The sequence below is a fragment of the Streptomyces chrestomyceticus JCM 4735 genome, assembly GCF_003865135.1.
In the GTDB taxonomy this organism is placed as follows: domain Bacteria; phylum Actinomycetota; class Actinomycetes; order Streptomycetales; family Streptomycetaceae; genus Streptomyces; species Streptomyces chrestomyceticus.
Map to the genome: position 1 here is coordinate 5,965,743 of NZ_BHZC01000001.1, position 22,511 is coordinate 5,988,253.

General features: G+C 71.3%; 18 protein-coding genes, 2 tRNA genes and 1 pseudogene. 9 read left to right on the forward strand and 12 right to left on the reverse strand.

Annotated features, from left to right (window positions below; all coding sequences use genetic code 11):
* Window positions 1–330 precede the first annotated feature (330 nt).
* Window positions 331–1,404 (forward strand): glycoside hydrolase family 6 protein, encoded by a 1,074-nt coding sequence (locus EJG53_RS25900; protein ID WP_125046793.1) that lies wholly within the window; start codon window positions 331–333, stop codon window positions 1,402–1,404.
* A 59-nt stretch (window positions 1,405–1,463) separates the two neighbouring features.
* Here the strand turns inward: EJG53_RS25900 and glxA are convergent, their stop codons facing one another.
* From glxA to EJG53_RS25920, 4 genes and pseudogenes are all read right to left on the reverse strand, one after another.
* Window positions 1,464–3,437, reverse strand: coding sequence for a radical copper oxidase GlxA (glxA, locus tag EJG53_RS25905; protein ID WP_125046795.1), 1,974 nt, complete (start codon window positions 3,435–3,437; stop codon window positions 1,464–1,466).
* Window positions 3,434–5,397 (reverse strand): annotated as a pseudogene (locus EJG53_RS25910) (glycosyltransferase family 2 protein). The gene glxA and the pseudogene EJG53_RS25910 overlap by 4 nt, the downstream one beginning before the upstream one ends.
* 350 nt (window positions 5,398–5,747) lie before the next feature.
* On the reverse strand, window positions 5,748–6,428 hold the full coding sequence (locus EJG53_RS25915; RefSeq protein WP_125046797.1) for a FadR/GntR family transcriptional regulator: 681 nt from the start codon (window positions 6,426–6,428) through the stop codon (window positions 5,748–5,750).
* 146 nt (window positions 6,429–6,574) lie between these two features.
* Window positions 6,575–6,648, reverse strand: a tRNA-Lys gene (locus EJG53_RS25920).
* Window positions 6,649–6,978: 330 nt separating this feature from the next.
* Between EJG53_RS25920 and EJG53_RS25925 the strand changes: the two genes are divergently transcribed.
* The 6 genes from EJG53_RS25925 to EJG53_RS25950 all read left to right on the forward strand — a co-directional run bounded on the left by EJG53_RS25925 (window position 6,979) and on the right by EJG53_RS25950 (window position 13,657).
* Complete coding sequence (locus EJG53_RS25925) at window positions 6,979–8,361, forward strand: peptidoglycan-binding protein (protein ID WP_125046799.1); 1,383 nt, start codon at window positions 6,979–6,981, stop codon at window positions 8,359–8,361.
* A 278-nt stretch (window positions 8,362–8,639) separates the two neighbouring features.
* On the forward strand, window positions 8,640–9,896 hold the full coding sequence (locus EJG53_RS25930; protein ID WP_125046801.1) for an SPFH domain-containing protein: 1,257 nt from the start codon (window positions 8,640–8,642) through the stop codon (window positions 9,894–9,896).
* A 24-nt stretch (window positions 9,897–9,920) separates the two neighbouring features.
* A complete protein-coding gene (locus EJG53_RS25935; protein WP_125046803.1) occupies window positions 9,921–10,868 on the forward strand; it encodes a C40 family peptidase in 948 nt (315 codons plus the stop codon).
* Window positions 10,869–11,107: 239 nt separating this feature from the next.
* Window positions 11,108–12,103, forward strand: coding sequence for a hypothetical protein (locus tag EJG53_RS25940; protein ID WP_244955340.1), 996 nt, complete (start codon window positions 11,108–11,110; stop codon window positions 12,101–12,103).
* A 168-nt stretch (window positions 12,104–12,271) separates the two neighbouring features.
* Window positions 12,272–12,865, forward strand: coding sequence for a lytic polysaccharide monooxygenase auxiliary activity family 9 protein (locus EJG53_RS25945; protein ID WP_125046807.1), 594 nt, complete (start codon window positions 12,272–12,274; stop codon window positions 12,863–12,865).
* A gap of 204 nt (window positions 12,866–13,069) precedes the next feature.
* Window positions 13,070–13,657 (forward strand): lytic polysaccharide monooxygenase auxiliary activity family 9 protein, encoded by a 588-nt coding sequence (locus EJG53_RS25950; protein WP_125046809.1) that lies wholly within the window; start codon window positions 13,070–13,072, stop codon window positions 13,655–13,657.
* Window positions 13,658–13,741: 84 nt separating this feature from the next.
* On the opposite strand, the gene EJG53_RS25955 is transcribed toward EJG53_RS25950, so the two are convergent.
* The 6 genes from EJG53_RS25955 to ehuB all read right to left on the reverse strand — a co-directional run bounded on the left by EJG53_RS25955 (window position 13,742) and on the right by ehuB (window position 18,120).
* Window positions 13,742–13,815, reverse strand: a tRNA-Lys gene (locus EJG53_RS25955).
* 111 nt (window positions 13,816–13,926) lie between these two features.
* Window positions 13,927–14,685 (reverse strand): IclR family transcriptional regulator, encoded by a 759-nt coding sequence (locus EJG53_RS25960; protein ID WP_031011220.1) that lies wholly within the window; start codon window positions 14,683–14,685, stop codon window positions 13,927–13,929.
* A gap of 301 nt (window positions 14,686–14,986) precedes the next feature.
* The gene (gene ehuA / locus EJG53_RS25965; RefSeq protein WP_125046811.1) at window positions 14,987–15,820 is read right to left on the reverse strand and encodes an ectoine/hydroxyectoine ABC transporter ATP-binding protein EhuA; all 834 of its coding nucleotides are present in this window, start codon (window positions 15,818–15,820) and stop codon (window positions 14,987–14,989) included.
* Window positions 15,810–16,463 carry an ectoine/hydroxyectoine ABC transporter permease subunit EhuD gene (gene ehuD / locus EJG53_RS25970; RefSeq protein WP_125046813.1) on the reverse strand — a complete coding sequence of 218 codons (654 nt, stop codon included), beginning with the start codon at window positions 16,461–16,463 and terminating at the stop codon, window positions 15,810–15,812. The genes ehuA and ehuD overlap by 11 nt, the downstream gene beginning before the upstream one ends.
* The gene (gene ehuC, locus EJG53_RS25975) at window positions 16,460–17,191 is read right to left on the reverse strand and encodes an ectoine/hydroxyectoine ABC transporter permease subunit EhuC (RefSeq protein ID WP_125046815.1); all 732 of its coding nucleotides are present in this window, start codon (window positions 17,189–17,191) and stop codon (window positions 16,460–16,462) included. The genes ehuD and ehuC overlap by 4 nt, the downstream gene beginning before the upstream one ends.
* Window positions 17,188–18,120: an ectoine/hydroxyectoine ABC transporter substrate-binding protein EhuB gene (gene ehuB / locus EJG53_RS25980; protein ID WP_167515165.1), complete on the reverse strand. Its 933-nt coding sequence runs from the start codon at window positions 18,118–18,120 to the stop codon at window positions 17,188–17,190. The genes ehuC and ehuB overlap by 4 nt, the downstream gene beginning before the upstream one ends.
* Before the next feature lie 268 nt (window positions 18,121–18,388).
* Here ehuB and EJG53_RS25985 point away from each other — a divergent pair, with 268 nt between their 5' ends.
* Complete coding sequence (locus EJG53_RS25985) at window positions 18,389–18,889, forward strand: DUF3830 family protein (RefSeq protein ID WP_125046817.1); 501 nt, start codon at window positions 18,389–18,391, stop codon at window positions 18,887–18,889.
* On the opposite strand, the gene EJG53_RS25990 is transcribed toward EJG53_RS25985, so the two are convergent.
* The gene (locus EJG53_RS25990) at window positions 18,870–20,294 is read right to left on the reverse strand and encodes an amidase (protein ID WP_125046819.1); all 1,425 of its coding nucleotides are present in this window, start codon (window positions 20,292–20,294) and stop codon (window positions 18,870–18,872) included. The two genes, EJG53_RS25985 and EJG53_RS25990, sit on opposite strands and share 20 nt — an antisense overlap.
* A gap of 56 nt (window positions 20,295–20,350) precedes the next feature.
* Window positions 20,351–21,316: a D-2-hydroxyacid dehydrogenase gene (locus tag EJG53_RS25995; RefSeq protein WP_125046821.1), complete on the reverse strand. Its 966-nt coding sequence runs from the start codon at window positions 21,314–21,316 to the stop codon at window positions 20,351–20,353.
* Between the two features lie 207 nt (window positions 21,317–21,523).
* On the opposite strand from EJG53_RS25995, the gene EJG53_RS26000 reads away from it, so the two are divergent.
* Window positions 21,524–22,453: a maleate cis-trans isomerase family protein gene (locus EJG53_RS26000; RefSeq protein ID WP_125046823.1), complete on the forward strand. Its 930-nt coding sequence runs from the start codon at window positions 21,524–21,526 to the stop codon at window positions 22,451–22,453.
* The last annotated feature ends 58 nt before the right edge of the window (window positions 22,454–22,511 follow it).

Sequence of the window (22,511 nt, forward strand, 5' to 3'; positions counted from 1 at the left end):
CGACCGGCCGGTCCTCGACCACCGGGTATCAGGACTGCGGGAGTTGCCCTGCCGCCGGCGGGAGGTGCGTGGGCGCCTGTACGCAGGCGCGTGCACGTGCCCGGCCAGGGGCTGGGGCCAGGTGACCAACAGGAAGTTCACACTGAAGTTCACTGTAGGACGACTCCGTTGCGGCGCCTAGGGGAAGTGGGGCACCGGTGGTGCACCGCACGGCCGTTTTCGGCCCGGCGGGACCGCCGTAACAGGTTGTCCACAGCCCGGCCTGGGGTTGAGGGGCGTGTGCCACGATGGATTCGACCGGTCTTGTCCCGTGCTCCGAGGGGGGAGTGGATGTACGGCAATGTTCGGGGATCCGGGGGCGAACCCCCGGGTGAGCGCCGTGCCGCACGCCGGCGCGCTGCGGTCGGCACGGTAGCGGCGTTGGGGGCGCTGCTGCTGGTGTCGGGGTGCTTCTCGTCGTCCGGAGACGGGGACGGCGAAGGGGAGGGGAAGGCCGGGGCCAAACCCGGTCAGCAGCCCAAGGCCACGGTGCCCTACTGGGTGAATCCGGACGGCAAGGCGGCACAGCAGGCCGCCGCCTACGCGAAGAACGACAAGCCCGACGACGCCCGGCAGATCGACAAGATAGCCGCCCAGCCGGTGGCCGAGTGGATCGGCGTCGAGGACCCGCAGGGCGAGGCCCGCGGCTTCACGGAGGCGGCTTCCCAGGCCGGCCGCGAGGCGCTGCTCGTCCTCTACAACATCCCGCACCGCGACTGCGGCAGCTATTCCAAGGGCGGCGCGGCGGACGGCAACGCGTACCGCGCGTGGCTGGACGGCGTGCTCAAGGGCATCGGGGACCGCCCCGCCACGGTCGTCCTGGAACCGGACGCCCTGCCGCACATCGCGGACGCGTGCACGCCCGAGCAGTTCCACGAGGAGCGCTACGCCCTGCTGACGGAGGCCGTCGGCAAGCTCAAGGCGCTGCCGCACACCAAGGTCTACCTGGACGCGGGCAACCCGCACTGGATCAAGGACCCCGGCCGTATGGTCGAGCCCCTGAAGCGGGCCGGCCTGGACCGCGCCGACGGCTTCGCGCTGAACATCTCCAACTTCCAGACCACCGAGGAGAACCGGAAGTACGGCAAGCGGCTCTCCTCGATGCTCGGCGGCAAGCACTTCGTCATCGACACCAGCCGCAACGGCAACGGCCCGGCGCCCGGCGGCGATGACCCGGAGAACTGGTGCAACCCGCCCGGCCGCGCCCTCGGCACGGCACCGACGACCCGGACCGGCGACCCGCTCGTGGACGCCTACCTGTGGATCAAGCGCCCCGGAGAGTCCGACGGCACGTGCAAGGGAGGCCCGAAGGCGGGCGACTGGTGGCCGGAGTACGCACTGGAGCTGGCCCGTAATACGAAGTAGCCGTCGGTGGACGGCGGTGCGGGCGCCCCGGGAATCCAGGAGCGCCCTGCACCGTCGGCTCAGTTCAGCCCCAGCCCCTTCAGCTCGGCCTCGGACGCCGTCGGCACCTTCACCCAGACCGCCTTGGACGGGGTGCCTTGGTCGTCCACGGCGTTGAGCATGTACCAGCCGGGCGGCACCAGCGTCGGGTCCTTCGGCAGGGTCACCGTGACACCGTCCTTGGTCACCTTGAAGTCCAGTGCGATCGACCGTTGTTCGATGTTGGTGACGTGCGTGAACGAACCCGGCCGGATCAGCCGCATCTTCTTGATCGAGGACGCGTGCTCGGTCCCGTACGTGGCCCGGCCGCCCAACCGCACCGTCTTCGGCCCGGTGTCGGTGAGCTGCGGCCGCGAGTCCCGGTAGAGGTACGGCGGCGTCCAGATGTCGATCTGCTGCTGGAAGACGCCCGGCTTGGTGTTGTCCTTGTCGGCGAAGAGCGAGTCGGAGCCGAACGTCATCACCCGTCCGTCCGGCAGCAGCAGCGCCCCGGAGTGGTAGTTCCGCCCCACCAGCGGATCGGCCACCGCCCGCGAGGTGTTGGCCTTCGGGTCGTACAGCTCGGCGCTGAGGACGTTGCTGTCGCCGCGCCCCCGGTAGTCCCCGGAGCCGTTGGTGGTGAGCACCGTGTCGTCGGGCAGGATCACGCTGCTCGGATAGCGCGCCTTCGCGTACAGCGGCGGGCCGTCCGTGAAGCGCGGCTTGTCGGCGTGCAGGTCCACCAGCCGGGTCTTGTCGGTGGCCTTGGGGTCCTCGCCGACCCCGCCGCCGCCCAGCACCATGTACCGCTGGGCCTGCGCGGGCGGCAGCAGGACGGACATCGAGGTCTCCAGCACGTCCGGGTCGCTCATCCCGGGGATGACCTGGAACTTGTTGGTCTTCAGGTCCCAGATGCCGGGGGTGCGCCCGATGTTGTCGGGGCCGTAGCCCGCGTTGGACCCGGTGTAGAGCAGCCGTCCCTTGTCGGTGAGGAAGAGGGCGGGGTAGGTCGGGAAGAAGCGCTGCCTGGGCAGGTAGGTCCACTTCTTCGTCTTCGGGTCGTAGACCTCCTGCTTGCCCGGGACGACCTGGCCGATCTCGTCCAGCCCCGAGGTGGACAGCACCTTGCCGTCCTCCAGGCCGGTCAGGGTCGGGTACCAGCGCGCCTCGTTCATCGGGTCGACCGGGATGTAGCGCTCGGCCACCGGGTCGAACTCGAACGAGTCCTTGATCCCCTGGAAGTCCTTCTTGTCGAAGGAGAGCTTCTGCGCGATGCCGTAGAAGTTGCGGGCGTCGGCGCCGGTCAGGCCGTGGATGCGGTAGTTGTCCTGGGCGCCGGTGGAGTACGCTCGGCCCTCCTTGAGCGCCTCGACGTAGACGCGGGCCTCGCTGTGGGTGACGGTGACCTTGCCGGTCCTCGGGTCCGCCTTCTTCTTGGCGCGCGGGACCACGATCGGGTCCTTGGACGCGAAGGTCTTGCCGTTCTGCTTGCCGGTGAAGAGCGTCCCGGCGGGGAACGTCTTCGGCGCGTCCGGGTTCTCGTTGTAGACGATCATGAGCCCGCCGGCCTTCTTCACGTCGCCGCCGAGCTTCTCGTACCGCTGGGTGCCGCCCGCCACCAGCAGCTTGCCGTCCGGCAACTGGGTGTGGCCGGAGCAGAAGAGGTCCTTCGGGGTGGGGATGTTCTTGAAGGTGTTCTTCACCGGGTCCCACAGGACCGTACGGAACGACTTGGCCGCGAAGTTCTTGGCGTTGTTCCCCGACCCGGCGACCAGCAGCACCTTGCCGGTGTGCAGCAGCGCGGCGTGAATCGTGTTGATCCTGTACTCGGGCGGTACGTTCACCACGTCCCAGTGGCCGTTCGCCGCCTTGTACTCAGGCTGGTTGATCTTGTAATCGTGGTACTTCTCGGAGACGAACCCGAACAGGGCCGGGCCGTTCATCCCCGCCAGCGCGAGCACCACCGCCGCACCGATCGCGACTCTGCGGGTGCGCCGGCTCGGACGGTACTTCATGGGCGACGTCCCCCAAGAGCGGTCTGCGCGGTCCGGTCGGCTCCGGCGGTACGGTGCGCCGGCTCACCGGGGGCATCGTGCCCGCCGGCCGCCGCCCAGCTCGGCCGGCGCTGCGGATGCGCCGCCTGCTGGGATCCGCCACCGGACGCCGGCGGGTCGCCCCGCGACGTCTCGCGCCGGTCCCGCCGGGTGCCCCAGCGCCACGCGGCAATGGGCGCCGCCGTGATCAGCAGCGCCAGCGTGGCCCAGGTGATCATCGCCGGATGGCTGTGCCCGAAGCAGAACGAGGCGACCAGCGAGCCCCGAAGACCAGGATGAAGAACAGGTGCACCCGGAACGTGCCGAAGAGGGTGTCCGGGCTGGAGGAGTCGCCCTTCGGCGTCACCACGAACTTGCTCTTGCGGCGCAGCGCCGCGTCGAACAGCGAGCGGGCGTAGATCGGCGCGGAGAGCGCGGACATCACCATGCCGGCCACGCCGCCGGAACCCTCCGGCTCGTGCGGCGAGACGTTGTGCCGGCGGTTCCACACGTACAGCCCGATCTGGAGCGCCGAGGCGTTGCCGTACAGCATCATCCACACCGCCGGGTCGATCTGGACGCCCGAGGCGCCCAGCCCCAGGAACAGCGCGCAACTGAGCGCTGCCAGGATCCAGTTCAGGGCGGACATCGGGTAAAAGATGACCATCATGGTGTAGTTGAAGAACTTGCCCGGCGGCAGGGTGAAGGGCGCCTTCCAGAACTGCTTGAGGATGGTTTCGTACGTCCCGCGCGACCAGCGCAGTTGCTGGGTGAAGAAGTCCGTCCAGGCGTTGGGTCCCTCGCCGACCGCGAGCACGTCGGGGGTGTAGACCGAGCGCCACTTCCGGCCGGTGTCCGGGTTGCGGTGCCGGTGCATCTCGAAGCCGGTCGCCATGTCCTCGGTGATCGAGTCGTACAGACCGCCGATCTGCTGCAGCGCCCTGATGCGTACGGCGTTGGAGGTGCCGACGAACATGGGCGCGCCGTAGCGGTTGCCGGCCCGCTGGATCAGCGCGTGGAAGAGGAACTGCTGCGACTCCGCGGCCTTGGTGACGAACGTGTCGTAGTTGCCGTACACCTGCGGGCCGATGACGAAGCCGACGTCCGGGTCGCGGAAGAAGCCGAGCATGCGCTCCAGGTAGTTGGGCAGCGGCACGTGGTCGGTGTCGACGGAGGCGAAGTAGTCGTAGGCGTCACCGTGCGCCTGGAGCCAGGCGTTGTAGTTGCCGTGCTTGGTCTTCGCGCGGTGCGGGCCCTTCTTCTGGTTCCACTGCGGGATGCCCTTGCGGGTGAAGTGGTGGACGCCCAGCCGCTCGCAGACCGCCTTGACGTCCGGGTCGTCGCCCTCGTCGAGGAGCCAGACGTGCAGCAGGCCGCGGTGGCGGATCCTGACGGCCGCCTCCAGCGTCCTGGTCACCATCTCCAGGGGTTCCTTGCCGGGCACGAAGGAGGTGAGGAAGGCGACGCGGGTGCCGTGTTCGGGGACGACCGGGATGGGGTCGCGGGCCACCAGGGTGGCGTGGGCGTTGGACAGCACGTTCATACATCGGAAGAACTCGATCAGCCCGATCGAGACCAGCATGACGAGGTCCAGCGCCGGCAGGAAGTCGTGGACGGGGTGGTCGCGTTCGGTCCAGTGGGCCGGCTGCATCAGCCAGGCGAGCAGGCCGAGCGAGACCAGGGGAGCGGCGCCGAGCAGCAACGCCGCGCGTATTCGGTGCGGTTCGTCCGCCAGCAGGCTGCGGTAGCGCACCCGGTAGGGCCGGTCCGGGTCGGGCTGGGTGAGCGGTCCGGCGAGGCGGCTGTAGTGCTCGTAGTCGTAGCGTGGCAGCGGTCTGCGCGGCTGGTGGCGCGGCCGGTGATGGCGCGGCAGGCGCAGGCGCGTCGTCGCGGACGGGTCGTACTGGTTCTCCTGCCGGGCGCCGGTAGGCGGCGACGTCATGAGTCCATCCCCCCGGCACGCATGCTGGCTGCGTGCCCGTCTTCTCAAGGCCCGAGTCTCCGGCCCCCTCGACCGCCCCGGACGCAAGTGGTGTCGGCCGCCTACGCCTACGACGTAGCACGGCCGCCTTCCGGTTGCATGCCTCCCGCCGCGACTCGCTTCCCGCGCGGCGGGTCCCCACTCCCACAGTCATCGCAACCGGTGTGTCCCCCAACTTGAGCGTGCACAGGCTCAGTTGGGCTCCAGTATCCCGTCAGGGTCTCGAAGCTCATATCTTGATCGCAAGGGCGGAACGCGGGGTGTACCGGACATGCGAGTGCATTGCCGGACGGGTCGGGCCGGAGGGGGCATTACTTCTGACCCGAACTGCTCAGCCGCCGCCGGATGTTGTCGAAATGGCTGCGTACGGCCTGCTCGGCGCGCCGCGCGTCGCCGTCGCGTACCGCCGCGAGGATCTCCGCGTGCTGGCGGTGGGTGACCCGGGGGTCGGCCCCCAGCCCGGCCAGGTCCGTCCGTACGCGGTGGAACGCCTCCCAGAACGCGTCCAGCACCTCGCTGAGCAGCCGGTTGTCCAGCCCCCGGTAGAGCGCGGCGTGGAAGGCCCGGTCGGTGTCGGCCCGCACCGCCCCCTCCGCGGCCTCCGCCGCCATCCGCTCCACCAGCTCGTCCAGCTCCGCGAGCGCCGCCTCCGGCACCTGGCCCGCCAGCCGGGGGATCAGCCCGGTCTCCACCGCCTCGCGCAGCTCCAGCAACTGGAGCAGGCTGTCCTCGCCCCGGTAGTGGCCGGCCACCGTGCGGAAGGCCAGGCCCTCGGTCATCGGGGCCATCGACATCGGTCCGACGTAGGTGCCGAAGCCGTGCCGGATCTCCACGATGCCCATCGCCTGCAACGCCTTCAGTGCCTCGCGGACGGAGTTCCGGCTGACCCCGAGCAGCTCCATCAGGTCCGTCTCGGTGGGCAGCGGCGCCCCGGGGGCCAGCCGCCGGTCGATGATGAGCTTCTTGATCCGCTCCTGGATGTCGCGCGCCATTGTGCGACTGTGCACCCCGGTCACCGTTTTGACCAGCGATGCACCGGCCCGGCGCCGGGAAAAACGGGGGAGCGGGGCGGTGGCCGGGAAGGCCGCCCGGAAAAGCACCGAGGCCCCTCGCAACTGCGAGGGGCCTCGGTGTGACGTGCGCCGCCAGGGACTCGAACCCCGGACCCGCTGATTAAGAGTCAGCTGCTCTAACCAACTGAGCTAGCGGCGCGCGCTGACGTAGAAAACTTTACACGAACTCCAGGGGTGCTCCCGACCACCTGCCCGGCCCCCCAGGCCCGCCGAATGTGTGACCTGTGTCACCCGCTTTTGCGTCCGTCCGGGGAGTGTTGGCGCCCGCCGGATACCGCGGTCCGGCAGGGCGAAAGTCCCGTGATCTCGGGACCTTCGTCGAGCCGGATGACCGATTTGGTCTGTGAGTATGCTTTCGTAATGGATGATCATCAGTTGCCCCGTCAACATGCGATATCTCCTACCAGTTGAGAAGCTGTGGCAGGTGCGAAGGCGAACGGGAACGGAACCAGCCTGGAGGGGAACGGGAATGGCAGAGCCGGGATTCGTGGAATTCGACCCCGCGGGCGGCTGCCCGTGCGGCGGCTGCGCCCAGGAGCGGCGCGCCCTCCAGCACGCGCTCGCGGTCCGGGACGGCGGGCACCCCGCCGCGCACGGCGCGCGCCGGGCGCTGGTCCTCATGGCGACCGCCGGAACGGTCCTGAGCAGCGGCGTTGCCGGATCCGGGGCAGCGGCGGCACTCGGCGCCGGGACCGGTACGGGCACCCCGGCCGGCCGGGAGCGGACCCTGCTCACCCCCGCCGTGGCCCACGGCCCCGGCCACCTCCGGACCGCCCGGCCGGACACCCCGGCCCTCTCCCTGACCTCGGGCGCGACCCCGCAAGGGCAGGTCAGCGGGCTGTACGGGGGGACGGGCAGCGGGCGCGGGCGGGCCGTGGCCGCCTCCGCGCCCCGGCCCCTCACCCGGAACGAGATCATCGCGCGGGCCCAGCGCTGGGTCGGTGCCCAGGTCCCGTACAACATGGGTCGCTACTGGTCCGACGGATACCGCCAGGACTGCTCCGGATTCATCTCGATGGCCTGGAACCTCGGCCGCAACCAGTGGACCGGAAGCCTGGCCCAGTACGGCATCCGTATAACGAAGAGCGAACTGCGGCCCGGCGACATGCTGCTCTTCCACAACCCCGGAAATCCGGGCGCCGGGTCCCACGCCACCATTTTCGGCGGCTGGGCCGATTCCTCCCGTACGCGGTACATCGCGTACGAGCAGACCCGGCCGCACACGGTGAAACGGTCCACGCCGTACGCCTATTGGAGCAATTCCGCGGGGTATGTCGCCTATCGCTACCGCGGCCTCGCGGAGGGCGGCGATCCGGGCAGCGACCCGGGCAGCGGCAGCTCGGCATTTCCCGGCGCGGGGACATTCGGGCCGGGCGCGGACAACGCGTACGTCACCCGGCTCGGCCGGATGCTGGTGGAGCGCGGCGGCGGCCGGTTCTACACGTCCGGGCCGGGCCCGCGCTGGAGCGAGGCGGACCGCAGGGCCACCGAGGCGTTCCAGCGCGCCCAGGGCTGGACCGGCGCCGAGGCGGACGGCATCCCGGGCCCGGCGACCTGGTCGTACCTGGTCAACGGGGTGGGCCGGGACATCGGCGGCTCCGGCGGCGGGGGCGCGACGGCGTTCCCCGGCCGGGGCTGGTTCCGGCCGGGTCAGTCCAACAGCTACGTCACCAGCCTCGGGAAGCAACTGGTGGGCAAGGGTTTCGGCAAGTACTACAGCTCCGGCCCCGGGCCCCGGTGGACGGAGGCGGACCGCCGCAACGTCGAGGCGTTCCAGCGGGCCCAGGGCTGGACCGGCCGGGACGCCGACGGCTACCCCGGCCCCGAGACATGGCGGCGACTCTTCCGATGACGGAGCGCACGATGGCGACGAAGACCGAGACAGCGGACAGCGGGAACGACGCGGCGGGGGGACCGGGGGCGGAGCACGGCGGGCCGGGCCGGGTGGGGGAGGGGACCGCGCGCGCAACGGCGAAGGCTCGTACTGACGGCTCCTCAGGGGCAGGTACGAGCAGGAAGGCTGAGGGGGCATCAGCCGGTGGCGCCCCGGCGGCCGGCACCACGGACCCACCCGCACCACCCCCCTGGTCCGCCCGCCTGCGGACCACCGGGCACGGCGACAGCATCCGTATGGACATGCTCTTCCGCGCCGACCCGGAGACCGGCACCGGGACCGCCGAGGCGGACACCACCGAGCAGCCTCGGGTGGCGGCCCCGCCGGCGGACCGGGAACCCGCCCGCGTCACCCGGGCCGACGCCGCCGTGGCCGGTATCGCCGCCGCGACCGACCTGCTGGACACGGCGGAGCGCGCCGTTGTCGACGGCGCGCTCGGGGTGGCCGCCGCGGGCAGCCGCTCCCGTACGGAGGACGCGGCCGCCGCTCCCGGCGGCCGGGACGGGGACCCCGGTACGGGCGCGGACGGCAGACCCTCGTGGTTCCGCGAACTCCGCGGCGGCACCGTGCGCCCCGCCCCCGAGGACGACACCGGCCCGGCCGAGCGGCGCGGCTTCTCCCTCTCCGGCTGGCTGGCCCTGTTCGCCGGCTTCCTGGCGATCGCCTGTTCCGTCGCCTTCCTCTGGTGGCGGGGCATGCTGCCCGCGTCCGTCGTCCGGGCCCTGGGCCTGGAGATCGCCGTCCGGCCCGCCCCCCACCTGTGGGAATGGGCCCTGGCCGGTCTCGGCGGAGTGGTCGCGGTGTACGCCTTCGGCGGACTGGCCCGCGGGCGGGTCGGCAGCGCCTGGGTGCTCACCCTCTTCGGGCGCTACCGAGGCACCGTGCGCCGGACCGGCCTGGTGTGGATCAGCCCGCTGGTGCTGCGCCGCCGGGTCGACGTACGGCTGCGGCACTGGCGCAGCGAGCCGATGCCGGCGGTCGACGCGGAAGGCATCCATCTGCGCGTCGTGGTGCTCGTCGTCTGGCGGGTCAGGGACACCGCACGGGCCCTCCTCACCGTCCGAGATCACACCGCCTACCTGCGGGAACAGGTGGAATCGGGGATGGCGCGGGTGCTGTCGCGGCTCCCGGCGGACGCGTTCCACGAGGAGGCGCCGACACTGCGCGACGCCCAGGCGGTCGGCGAGGCCCTCACCGAGGTGCTCGCCGCGGACTGCCGGCCGGTCGGCATCGAGGTCTTCTCCGTCCAGCCCACCCGGATCGAGTACGCGCCCGAGGTGGCGGCGGCCATGCAGCGGCGGCAGATCGCGGCGATCGACGCCAAGCACCGCGACAGCGTGCTGACCTCGGTCGTGGACGCGGTCGACGACACCGTCCGCCGGCTGACCAGCAGAGGACTGGTGGAGCTGGACGACTACGAACGAAAAGCCCTGGTCAAGGACCTGACCGTGGCCTTCTACACGGCGCGCGGCAGCGCCGCCGGCAAGAACTGACACAGCGGAGAGGCAGGCAGTGGGATGCGGACACCGGAGTTCTTCGAGGTCGTCGGGGCCGACTGCGGATGCGCCTTCTGCGGCGGGGCCGCGGTCGAGTCCGCGGCGCGCCACGGCGGCAGCCGGGCGCGGTGCACGGTGCGGGGCGCGGTCGCGGCGGCGGTGGGCGCGGTGACGCTCGTCGGCGCGGCGGCGGGTACGGCGGGCGCCGAACCGGCGCCCCGCCACGCGGGCTGGGACGGTACGAAGTACTGGTACCGGGACGCCACCGGCTGGTGGCGCTGGACCAGCCACTACGCGAAGTACGCCCGGCACGCGGGCGGCGCGGGCGACAGGTCCGCCACGGCGCCGGCCGCGCCCCGGGCCGGTAAGGGCGCGCGCGGTCACAACCCCGACCCCACCTTCCGGGGCCGGTCCGGCTGGGACGCCGCCGACCGGGTGTACTGGTACCAGCAGGACGGTAGCTGGTGGTGGACCAGCCACCGGGACCGCTACGAGGCCCGTACCGGCAGGCAGGGCGGCCCGGGGGACGACGGGCCCGAAGGCAGCGACGCCGGAACCGACTCCGGTTCCCCGGGCAGCGGGGCCGGCAAGGGCACCCCCACCCGGTACGGCACCGAGACCGCCATCCGGTGGGCGATGGCCCAGATCGGCAAGCCCTACGCGTGGGGCGGCAACGGCCCGTCCGCGTTCGACTGCTCCGGCCTGGTCCAGCAGGCGTACCAGCGCGCGGGCATCTCGCTGCCCCGGGTCGCCGACGCGCAGTACCGCGCCGCCGAACCGATCACCCGCTCCCAGCTCCGCCGCGGTGACCTGGTCTTCTGGTCGACCAACGGCTCCTCGTCCGGCGTCCACCACGTGGCGATCTACCTCGGCGACGGCCAGTACCTGGAGGCGCCGCGCTCCGGCCGGTCGGTCCGGATCTCGTCCTTCGCCGCCTACCGCCCCACCTTGTACGGGCGGGTCGGCTGACCACGCAGTCACCCGCCCGCCGCCCGCTGCCGCGCGGGCCCGCTCCTGCAGAAAGGCCGACCGTCATGCCGCCGACAGCGTCCACCGCCCTTCCGGCCCCGCCCGGCGGAGCGTCCGCGGGCCCGGACCCCGCGATACCCGGCCCGGCGTCACCGGGCGCCGGCATACCTGACCCAGCTCACCCCGAAGGGACGCCCGGAGCGCACGGCTTCCTGCCCGAGCGGCCGCCCGTACGGACCATGGCCGGCACCTGGGCGGGGCTGAGCGAGCTGGCCGGTGCGGCCGCCACCGCACCGGACGCCGAGACCGCCCGCGGCCTGGTCGCCCGGGCGGCGCGGGACGGCGAACTGACGGCGCTGCGGCAGCGGGTCTCGCGGCTGTCACCGCGCAACGCCGACGCCGCGTCCCTGCGGGTGGCGGTGATCGCGGCGGCCTGCGGCTGGAGCGCGCTGGACCCGGTCGCCCCCGCCTCCCCGCGCACCGCCGACGCCGCCTTCCTCGACCTGTGGGCGGCCGTCGCGCACCGTATCGACCACCAGCAGTTCGTGGCGCTCCCCACGCTGGCCCTCCAGAACTGGGCACCCGAGCGCAAGCCGCGCCGCCACCTGCCCATCGACCAGCTCGCCCGTACGGAGGCTTTGGTCCCCGTCGTGCGCTGGTCGCCGCAAGGGCAGCCGCTGGGCAGGCTGGACCTGCTGATGCTGGCCACCACCCGGCTCGAAGCGCACGGCATCTGGCTGCTCCGGCTGGCCGGGACGCTCGCCGGGCGCGCCCCCGGAGACGCGTCCACCGGTACGGCGCTGCGCCGCCTGATCCGTATTCAGCACGCGCTGCGCGCCCAGCTCCGGAGCGAGGCGGCGGCTCTGCGGGCGGCCCCGGCCTGCGCACGGCAGAGCGCGGTGCTGGGCGCGCTCGCGGAGCAGGGGGCGCTGGAGCCGCCGGTGTTCCTGGCGGCCGACGCGGTGCTCGGCACGGGCGGGCGCCGGTCGGGGGAGGGCGGCCGGCACCAGACGCGCCGCCATCTGCCGATCGGACAGCGCGCCTGGCTGACCGCTCTGGACCGGCACTGCGCGCCCGTACGCACCCTCGCGCACCGCGGGGGGCCGGACGCCGCGGTCTACCGCGAGGCCCAGGAATCGCTGATCGCGCTGCGGCGTACGTACGCGGGGCTGGTGCACTGCGCCGCGCATCCGGGCGGGTTCGCGGCCGCGGACCGGGTGGACGCCGTGGCGTGATTTTGGGGGAGCTGTTGGGGCGGCCGTACGGAAGGAGCAACCGGCCGTCCGCCTGTTATTGGTCTGGACATGTCCATGCGGCATCACTACTCTGCCTTTTGGTCTAGACCGCACGACACGCAAGTCAGCAGCTCATGGAACACCCCCCTCGTTCTTCAGGAGCACCACATGCGTAAGAAGCTCAGCGCTGCCGTGGTCGGTCTCGGCATCGCCGGAGTGTCCCTGTTCGCCACGGGCAGCGCTTCCAGCCACGGCTACAGCGACGCACCCCCCAGCCGTCAGGCGCTCTGCGCCAAGGGCACCGTCAAGAACTGCGGCGCGATCCAGTACGAGCCGCAGAGCGTCGAGGGCCCGAAGGGCTTCCCGGCCGCCGGACCCGCCGACGGCAAGATATGTTCCGGCGGCAACAGCGGGTTCAAGGAGCTGGACGACCCGCGCGGCGGCAAGTGGCCGGCCACCAATCTCAGGGGCGGGCAGGGCTACACCTTCCAGTGGCGCCTGACGGCCCGGCACGCCACCACCGACTTCCGGTACTACATCACCAAGGACGGCTACGACCCGAGCAAGCCGCTCACCCGCGCCGACCTCGAACCCGAGCCGTTCGTGACGGTGCCGATGGGCGGACGGCAGCCGGCCGCCACCGTGCAGCACCAGGGCACGGTGCCCACCCAGAAGTCCGGCCACCACATCATCCTGGGGGTCTGGAACATCGCCGACACCGGCAACGCGTTCTACGCCTGCTCCGACGTCAACCTGTCGTAACCGGCGCCGGAGCCTTCACGGGCCTCCCTGTCCTTCCTCCGGGGAGGCCCCCTCCGGCCTCGCGCCCCGCTCCCTCGCGCAGCCCGTACGCATCCGTCGGCCCGCCGGCCCTAGGCAGCACCGACCGGCGGGAATATTCTGCTGGTTGGTCTGGACCGCAGTGCACTCGGCTCGCAGGAAACCCCCTCATTCCGGGAGCGAAGCATGCGCAAAAGGATCAGCGCGGCCGTCGTCGGACTGGGCATCATCGGCGCGACGGTCCTGTCGACCGGCGGCGCCGGCAGCCACGGCTACACCGACGCCCCCGTCAGCAGACAGAAACTGTGCGCCAACGGCACGGTGAAGAACTGCGGCGCCATCCAGTGGGAGCCGCAGAGCGTCGAGGGCCCCAAGGGCTTCCCGAACGGCGGACCCGCCGACGGCAAGATCTGCTCCGGCGGCAACAGCCGCTTCAAGGAGCTGGACGACCCGCGCGCCGGCCAGTGGCCCGCCACCAAGGTGAGCGCGGGCTCGTACACCTTCCGCTGGCGCTTCACCGCCCCGCACCGCACCACGGACTTCCGGTACTACATCACCAAGAACGGCTGGAACCCCAGCCGCCCCCTGACCCGGGCGGACCTGGAACCAGCCCCGTTCCTGACCGTCCCCTACAACGGTCAGCAGCCGCCGACCACGTACTCGCACCCGGGCACCCTGCCCGGCGGTAAGAGCGGACGGCACCTGATCGTCGGTGTCTGGACGATCGCCGACACCGCCAACGCGTTCTACGCCTGCTCGGACGTCGAGTACTGAGACGTCGAGCACCGAGTGGCGGAACGGTACGGAAAAACACGAGTGGGCCTCTCGAAGCTGTGCTCCGAGAGGCCCACTCCCAGGTGCGCCGCCAGGGACTCGAACCCCGGACCCGCTGATTAAGAGTCAGCTGCTCTAACCAACTGAGCTAGCGGCGCGCGCTGACAAAAGAAATACTACCTGGTCCGGAGGGGTGCTTCCGACCACCGCCCGGCCGGGCCCGCACCGAGGCCCCTCCGGGCCCCCTCGGAGCCCCCGGCGCCCCGGGATCAGAGCGTCAGCGACAGCAGAACCGGGGCCGCCCGCCGGTTCAGCGCGTCGGCGGCCTGCCGCAGCCGGTGGGCGTGCTCCAGCGGGAGCGACAGGGCCAGACAGCCGACCGTGGAGCCCGCCGTGATCGGCACGGCCGCGCAGACCGTGCCCACCGCGTACTCCTGGAGGTCCAGCATCGGGACGGTCGGCGGCTGGCTGTCCAGCTTGTGGAAGAGCACCTTCTCGTTGGTGATCGTCCGGGAGGTGAGGCGCGCGGTCTTGTGCCGGGAGAGGTGGTCCATCCGCCCGTCGTGGTCCAACTGCGCCAGCAGGCACTTGCCCACCGCGCTGGCATGTGCCGTCCGGCGGAATTCCGCCCACTCGTTGACCTTGGGGGCCCGCGGTCCGTCGGCGTAGTGCAGGATCTTGACCTCGCCGTCGATGTAGCGGCTGATGTAGACCGCCGCGCCCACCGAGTCGCGCAGCTCGACCAGGGTGCGCTGGAGCTTGTCGCGCAGCGCCTCCTCACGGCCGCCGCCCGAGCCGAGCAGGACCAGCGACTCGCCGACGACGTACGCACCGTCGGCGACCTGCGCGACATAGCCCTCGCGGCGCAGCATCGCCAGCATGTGGGCGAGGTGCCCGGTGGGCAGGCCGGTCTCGCGGGCGATCTGGACGTCCGACACACCGCAGGCGTGCCGGGCGACGGTTTCGAGTACGCGCAGGGCGTACTGCACCGAGTGGAAGGGCGCGGTCGGCTCGGGCTTCAGCGCCACGGTGTCCCCCTAGCAGGTTGTGACCGTTTGCGTCGCTGCCGTCGCCGGCGGTCACGACCGTCGAACATAACCGGCCGTTCCCGGGCAGCGAGGCACGTACCACGATAGCGGCCGAAGCGGCCCGCCGGAGGGGGTCTTGACCGAAAAGGGGGGATGGCCACGCACCTGTACTGGGGCGTGGTCCACCGGCATATGCCCAGGTCATTCCGGGTCGTGGCGGAGACCGGGTACGCCGCCCGGCGGGCGTCCGGAACGCGGCCGCCGGCCGCTCCCGGGCGCCCGCGCGGGGCGGCCCGTGCCGTCAGAGGACCGCGCTCAGGAACTCCCGGGTGCGGTCGTTCTCCGGTTCGCTGAAGATCTTCTCCGGCGTCCCGAACTCGATCACCCGTCCCTGGTCGAACATCATCACGCAGTCGGATATGTCCCGCGCGAAGTTCATCTCGTGGGTCACGCAGAGCATGGTGATGTCGGTGGTGTGCGCGATGTCGCGCAGCACGTCCAGCACACCGGCCACCAGCTCCGGGTCGAGCGCGCTGGTCACCTCGTCCAGCAGCAGCACCTGTGGCCGCATGGACAGGGCGCGCGCTATGGCGACCCGCTGCTGCTGGCCGCCGGAGAGCTGCGACGGGTACTTGTCGATGTGCTGGGTCAGGCCCACCAGGTCCAGCAGCCCGCGGGCCCGCTCCTCGGCGGCGTCCTTGCTCAGGCCCAGCACGTGCACCGGCGCCTCGGTGATGTTGCGCAGCACCTTCATGTTGGGGAAGAGGTTGAACTGCTGGAAGACCATCCCGATGTTCTTGCGGACCTCCCGGCAGTGCTTCTCGCTCGCCGGCACGAGCCTGCCGTTCTTCTCCTCGTGGGTCAGGTACGCGTCACCGACCTTGATCTTCCCTTCCTCCGGCTTCAGCAGCGTCATCAGCAGCCGCAGGATCGTGGTCTTGCCGGACCCGGACGGGCCGATCAGCGTCACGTGCTTGCCGGCGTAGACCGTCATGTCCAGCGAGTCCAGGACGGTGTGCGCGCCGAAACGCTTGGTGACCCGGTCGAAGCGGACCAGCTCGGGGCCGTCCTCCGCGGTGCCGACCGTGGGCGGCGCGGGCTGCGCCGACTGGGTGGGGGTGCTGTCATCGGACAAGGCGACGCTCCAGGACTCGCAGGAGAAGAGAGGTGGGGTACGAGATCACGACGAACAGGACGCCGACCACCGTGATCGGCTCCATGTAGTCGAAGGTCGTCGCGCTGATGCTGTTCGCCTGGAAGAGCAGCTCCGCGACGGTGATCGCGGCCAGCATCGGCGTGTCCTTGAACATCGCGATGACGTAGTTGCCGAGCGCCGGGACCACCCGGCGGAACGCCTGCGGCAGGATCACCGAGGTCCAGGTGCGCCGGCGCGGCAGGCTCAGCGCCGTCGCCGCCTCCCACTGGCCCTCCGGGACGCCGTCGATGCCCGCTCGGTAGACCTCGGCGGTGTACGTCGAGTAGTGCAGTCCCAGGCCGATCACGCCGGTGGTCAGCGGATCGAAGGTCAGGCCCCAGCCCGGCAGGACGAAGAAGAGGAAGAACAACTGCACCAGCAGCGGCGTGTTGCGGACGAACTCCACGAAGGCGCTGACCGGCCAGGTCACCCAGCGGCTGGGCGAGCGCAGCAGCAGCGCCCACACCAGGCCGAGCGCGAACGCCACCAGCGAGCCGAGCAGCGTCGCCTGCACAGTGACCCACAGCCCGCTGAGCAGGTCCGGCAGGATGTCGCCGACGTACTCCCACGACCAGGTGTTCACGGCTTACCTCCGGGGGCGGTGGTCACCTGCGGGCCCGGCCCGCCGACCGGCAGGCGCCGCGAGAACCAGCCGGACTTCTCCGGCGCGCGGCCGATCGACGCCTTGGCCCGGCGCTCCAGGAGGCGCATGATCCGGGTCACCACGAACGCGATCACGAAATAGAGGACCAGGATGATCCCGTAGACCTGGGCGCTCTGGCCGGTGGAGAGCCGGGCCAGCTTGGCCTGGAAGGTCAGCTCCCCGATCGACAGCAGCGAGGCCAGCGCGGTGCCCTTGAGCAGCTCGATCAGCAGGTTGTTGAACGGCGGCATCATCTCCGGCACGGCCTGCGGCAGGATGACCTTGCGCAGCCGCTGCCACGGCGTGAAGCTCAGCGCGATCGCCGCCTCACGCTGCGCGGGCGCCACCGCCTGAAGAGAGCCGCGTACGACCTCGGAGCCGTACGCCCCGTAGGACAGGCCGAGCGCCAGGGTGCCCGCCCAGAGGCCGGCCAACTGCCAGCCCAGCAGCGGCAGTGCGAAGAACAGCCAGAACATCAGGACCAGCGCCGAGGTGCCGCGGAAGAACTCCACGTAGACACCGGACAGGAAGCGCACGATCCACAGCCGGGAGGTGCGGGCCACGCCGATGCCGAAGGCGACGACGGCGGCCAGCACGGCGCTGTAGACCATCAACTGGACGGTGATCCACACCCCTTTGAAGAACAGTTCCCACAAGGCTCCGGTCACCGGGCACAGAGCTCCTTCGCCGTGAGGTCGGTCATGAACTCCTCGGTGAACCCGAAGGGCCGGGCGATGCGCAGGAGTTCGCCGCTCTTCTTCATGTTGTGCAGTTCGCCGTTGAAGGCGTCCCGCAGCTTCGTCTCGCCGATCCGGAAGCCGTAACCGCCGCCGTCCCGCTGGGGTTTGCCGTCCACCTCCGGGGTGAAGGGGTGGGTCATCTCCACCTTGGGGTGCTTGCCGGTCTTCAGCGCCTCCATCATGGTCAGCGCGGTGCCGGCGAAGCAGTCGATGCGGTCGGCCTCCAGCGCCTCCAGGCCGGCGATCTGGTCGCCGTACGTCTGGATCTTCCCCTTGGCGACACCGTTGCCGACCGCGTAGTCGATCTCCGCGTACCCGATGCCGGTGCCCATCCGGAAGCCGCCCTCGGCCACGTCCCGGTACGAGGCGATCTTCTTGGGGTTGCCCTTCGGTACGAGGAAGCCGTCCTTCGACTCGTAGTCCGGGTCGGAGAAGAGCACGGCCTGGCAGCGGGCCTTGTTGATGAACATGCCGGCCACGATCACGTCGTACTGGAAGGAGTGCAGACCGGGCACGAGCGCCTGGAACTCGACCGGTACCGGCTCGAAGCGCTCCACCCCCAGCCGCTGGAAGATGGTCTTGGCGACGGCGGGCGCCTCGCCGGTCAGTTCCCCCTGGCTGTTGATCGACGCGTACGGCGGCTCGCTGGCGATGCCCATCCGTACGACTTTCCTGCTGCGAAGATCATCGAGTAGGTGTCCCCCGTCCGTAGCTCCGGTGATGTCGACCTGTGAGCAACCGGCCGTCGCCCCCAGCGCCCCCGTCAAACCCAGCGCCGCCGCTCCTGCGAGCAGTGAGCGGCGGCGGAACCCTGATGCGGTGTTTCTTCCTGAGCTGTTCCCCTGTGGTGGAGCCATGGGCGCGCGGCTACCCGGACTCGTTGAAAATATGCCAATCGTTTCCGGCCCTTGATGCAAGCGGTGCGGGGTCGTGGCGCATGTCGGTCATGCGTGCATACGACACCCGTTCGGGGGCGGCAATTCCGGTACGGGGATGGCTGATTGACGACGGTCGTCAGCGGCCGCGCGTCCTGGGAAGAGTGGGGGTACCGCGTCCGGTGTTCCCGTGTGCATCGGGCCGCCCGCTGGTCCACCATGGAGGCGCAAAGCACCGTAAGGAGGCAAAATGGTCGACCGTTTCATCGAAGTCTCCCTCGACAAGCGGGGTGTGAGCTGCACCGCCAGGCTGCTCGACGACCGCGCGCCGGTCACCTGCAAGGCCGTCTGGGACGCGCTGCCGCTCGGCGGCGACGTCTACCACGCCAAGTACGCCCGCAACGAGATCTACGCCCTCGTCCCGCCGTTCGCCCCGGAGGAGCCCCCTCTGGAGAACCCGACCGTCACGCCCATCCCCGGTGACCTGTGCTACTTCACCTTCAGCGACACCCAGTTGGGCACCGCCTCGTACGGCTACGAGAGCCAGGCCGAGCACCGGGGCCGCGCCACCGTCGTCGACCTCGCGCTCTTCTACGAACGCAACAACCTGCTGATCAACGGTGACGCGGGCTGGGTCCCCGGCATCGTGTGGGGCTCGGTGGTGGACGGCCTGGACCGGATGGCCGACGCCTGCCAGGACCTGTGGCGCGCCGGAGCGCTGGGGGAGACCCTCAACTTCCGCCGGGCGTAGGCACAGTGGGCAGGTCCGCCGCTCCCGACGTATAGAGGGCGTGCGCGGCGCGCAGCACCAGCGCGTCCGCGTGCCGCGCACCCACCAACTGCACCCCGATCGGCAGCCCGTCCCCGTCCACGCCGCACGGCACGGTCGCGGCGGGCTGCTGCGTCATGTTGAACGGGTACGTGAACGGCGTCCAGCCCGTCCAGCGCGTGTGCCCCGACCCGGCCGGCACCTCGGCGCCCGCCTCGAAGGCGGTGATCGGCTCGGTCGGCGTCACCAGCAGGTCGTACGTGCTGTGGAAGCGGCCCATCGCCACGCCCATCGCCATCCGTACGTCCACCGCCGCCAGATAGTCCAGCGCGCTGCGCCGCGCGCCCTCCGCGCAGATCTCCCGCAGGCCGGGGTCGAGCAGCTCCCGCTGCGCGTGGCTCAGGTGCTGCACCACCCGCGCCGCGCCGCTGAACCACAGCGTGTGGAACTCCTCCACCGGGTCAGCGATGCCCGGGTCGGCCTCCTCGACGTGCGCGCCCAGCTCCGCGAGCCGGTCCACCGCGCGCCGCACCGCGGCGGCGACCTCCGGCTGCACCGGCACGTCCCAGCCCAGCGTCGGGCTGTAGGCCACCCGCAGCCCGGCCACCGGCCGCTCCAGCTCCTCCCGGAACGACCCGGCCGGAGGTGCGAGCTGCGACCAGTCCCGCCAGTCCGCCCCGGTGATCACGTCCATCAGCAGCGCCGCGTCGGCCGCGTCCCGGGTTATCGGCCCGACGTGCGCCAGCGTCCCGAACGGACTCGCCGGATACAGCGGCACCCGCCCGTACGTCGGCTTCAGCGCGAAGATCCCGCAGAACGCCCCGGGGATGCGCACCGACCCGCCGCCGTCCGTGCCCAGGCTCAGCGGCCCCGCGCCGAGCGCGACGGCCGCCGCGCTGCCGCCGCTGGACCCGCCCGCCGTACGGGACGGGTCGTACGGATTGCCCGTCACCCCGTGCCGCGGACTGTCCGTGACGCCCTTCCATCCGAACTCGGGCGTGGTGGTCTTGCCCACGAACACCGCGCCGTGCTCGCGCAGCCGCGCCACCGACGGGGCGTCCGCGTCCCAGACCACGCCCTCCTCGCGCACCGTGCGCGAGCCGCGCAGCGTCGGCGTCCCACGGGTCAGCAGCAGGTCCTTGACGGTGGCCGGCACGCCGTCCACCAGCCCGGCGGGCCGCCCGGTCCGCCAGCGCTCCTCGGACTCCTTCGCCGCGGCCAGCGCCTCGTCCGCGTCGATCCGGGTGAAGGCGTTCACCCGCTCCTGCGCCCGCCCGGCCCGCTCGATCACCGCCTGCACCGCCTCGACCGGCGAGAACTCGCCCGCCGCGTACCCGGCGACCAGCCGCACCGCCGAGCAGTCGGCCAGATCCGTCACCTCAGCCATCCCGACCTCCCTTCACGAACCCTGCGCGAACACTCCGCCCCCACGGTCCCGGAAGATCAGGAGCCCGGTACGTAGCCCAGCCGCTTGTCCACCACATTGGTGAGCGGCTCGCCCGCCGCCCACCGGTCGAAGTTGTCCGCGAACTGCTCGGCCAGCGCGTCCCGCCAGCCCAGCGTGTCGCCGCTCATGTGCGGCGAGACGATCAGGTGCGGCACGTCCCACAGGACGCTGTCCGTGGTCAGCGGCTCGTGCTCGAACACGTCCAGGGCCGCGGCCGCGATCCGCCACTCCCGCAGCGCCGCCACCAGGTCCTCCTCGACGACGAGCGCTCCGCGCGCCACGTTGATGAAGCGGGCCCGCTGCCGCATCCGGCCGAACGCGGCCCGGTCGAACATGCCGCGCGTCTCCTCGGTCAGCGGCGCCGCGCACACCACCCAGTCGGCCGTGCCCAGCAGACCGTGCAGCGTGCCGGCCGCGTGCACCCGGCCGAAGTCGGGATCGTCCGTACGTTCCCGCCGCCCGACCAGATCCACCCTGACACCCAGTGCCAGCAGGGTCCGGCCGATGGCCCGGCCGATCGGGCCCGAGCCCACCACCACGGCGCGGCTGCCCGCCACCCGCAGTGTCTCCCGGTGCCGCCAGCGCCGCTGCCGCTGGAGCTCCCAACTGCCGTAGAAGTCCTTCGCCATGGCGATCACCAGACCGGCCACGTACTCGGCGATCGGCTGCTCGAAGACGCCGCGCGCGTTGGTCACCAGGGTGGAGTCGGCGGCGAGCTCCGGGCACATCAGCCGGTCCACGCCCGCGCTCGCGGTGTGCACCCAAACGGGTCGCGGGCCGCCGCCGGGCCAGGCGTCGCGGACCGCGTCGGAGGTGAAGTCCCACGCCAACACCACGTCGGCGTGCGGCAGTCGGTCGGCGAAGGTCTTGTCGTCGGCGTACACCAGCCGGGCCCGGCCGGAGAGCCGGTCCAGTTTGGGGGGCGGGTCGGAACCGAGGACAAGGACGGTGCTTTCGGACATAGGCCAGAAACCGTTCTGAAACGTGAGCCCCCTTGAATGAAAGGAGGCGCCGACAGATGCCTGAGATGCGAGGATTGACCACGCTAAGAAGTCGTAACTACCGTGTCAACAACGGCTCTGTCCCGACGTCCCCGGCTCGTGCCGGTAGCACCACGAACCCCTGGCAAAGGCACTGCCCTTACCAGCCCTTCGCTCTTCTGGGGCATCATGGACGTCTCATTTCTGGGGGGACCGAAGCCTCAGCTCGGCGTGGGTGTCGTCGCTCCGTTCGACTTCGCCCTGGACCGCGAGCTGTGGCGCTGGATCCCCGACGATGTGTCCCTCCACCTCACCCGGACCCCTTTCGTGCCCGTCGAGGTGAGCCTCGACCTGGCCCGCCTCGTCAGTGAACACGAAACCCTGCACGCCGCCGTCCAGGCGCTGTGCGCCGTCTCCCCGCAGGTCGTCTCGTACGCCTGCACCTCGGGCAGCTTCGTCGGCGGCATGGCGGGCGAGCGCGCCATGTGCGCCGCCATGACCCGGGCGGGGGAGCGGCTTCCGGCGCTCACCACCTCCGGCGCGCTCCTCGAAGCGCTGCGCGAGATCAATGCGTGGCGGATCGCGGTCGTCACCCCCTACACCAAGTCCGTCACCGACTCCCTGGAGGAGTACTTGAGAGAAGCCGGTGTCACCGTCACCGGCCGCGCCTATCTGGGCCTGACCCGGCACATCTGGAAAGTGCCGTACCGGGACGTCGTCGACATGGCCCGGCAGGCCGTCGTCGGAGCCGCGGACGCCCTGTTCATCAGTTGTACGAACTTGCCGACGTACGACGTCATCCCGCAGTTGGAGGCCGAATTGCGGATGCCGGTCCTGTCGGCCAACCAGGTCACCATGTGGGCCTCCCTGCGCGCCATCGGGGCCGAGGCCGTCGGCCCGTACCAGGCGCTGGTGGACCCCGTCGCCAGACGCGGACCGGCCTCCATGACCGCCTCCTGGGCCCCGGAGGAAGGGGCCGGGATACCGAGGCGCGGCGGTCTGTCCGAGGCGGCGTTCGCCGGGTCGGCGGTCCCGTCCTCCGAGGCGGAACCGGCCGACGGGCTGGACGTACCGCCCTTTCATCCCCCGGAGGAACCCGGCCCGCCGGCGCCGGTCTGACGTGTACGGGCGGCGCCCGCCCGGTCGCCGTCCCCCCTCCCCGTCCACCCGCGCGCCC

Coding starts and splice junctions, on each gene's coding strand:
- EJG53_RS25985 (WP_125046817.1), top strand. CDS start 18,389: ATGGTCGACCGTTTCATCGAAGTCTCCCTCGACAAGCGGGGTGTGAGC.
- EJG53_RS25990 (WP_125046819.1), bottom strand. CDS start 20,294: ATGGCTGAGGTGACGGATCTGGCCGACTGCTCGGCGGTGCGGCTGGTC.
- EJG53_RS25995 (WP_125046821.1), bottom strand. CDS start 21,316: ATGTCCGAAAGCACCGTCCTTGTCCTCGGTTCCGACCCGCCCCCCAAA.
- EJG53_RS25945 (WP_125046807.1), top strand. CDS start 12,272: ATGCGTAAGAAGCTCAGCGCTGCCGTGGTCGGTCTCGGCATCGCCGGA.
- EJG53_RS25925 (WP_125046799.1), top strand. CDS start 6,979: ATGGCAGAGCCGGGATTCGTGGAATTCGACCCCGCGGGCGGCTGCCCG.
- EJG53_RS25940 (WP_244955340.1), top strand. CDS start 11,108: ATGGCCGGCACCTGGGCGGGGCTGAGCGAGCTGGCCGGTGCGGCCGCC.
- glxA (WP_125046795.1), bottom strand. CDS start 3,437: ATGAAGTACCGTCCGAGCCGGCGCACCCGCAGAGTCGCGATCGGTGCG.
- EJG53_RS25935 (WP_125046803.1), top strand. CDS start 9,921: ATGCGGACACCGGAGTTCTTCGAGGTCGTCGGGGCCGACTGCGGATGC.
- ehuB (WP_167515165.1), bottom strand. CDS start 18,120: ATGGCTCCACCACAGGGGAACAGCTCAGGAAGAAACACCGCATCAGGG.
- EJG53_RS25900 (WP_125046793.1), top strand. CDS start 331: ATGTACGGCAATGTTCGGGGATCCGGGGGCGAACCCCCGGGTGAGCGC.
- EJG53_RS25915 (WP_125046797.1), bottom strand. CDS start 6,428: ATGGCGCGCGACATCCAGGAGCGGATCAAGAAGCTCATCATCGACCGG.
- EJG53_RS25950 (WP_125046809.1), top strand. CDS start 13,070: ATGCGCAAAAGGATCAGCGCGGCCGTCGTCGGACTGGGCATCATCGGC.
- EJG53_RS25930 (WP_125046801.1), top strand. CDS start 8,640: ATGGACATGCTCTTCCGCGCCGACCCGGAGACCGGCACCGGGACCGCC.
- EJG53_RS26000 (WP_125046823.1), top strand. CDS start 21,524: ATGGACGTCTCATTTCTGGGGGGACCGAAGCCTCAGCTCGGCGTGGGT.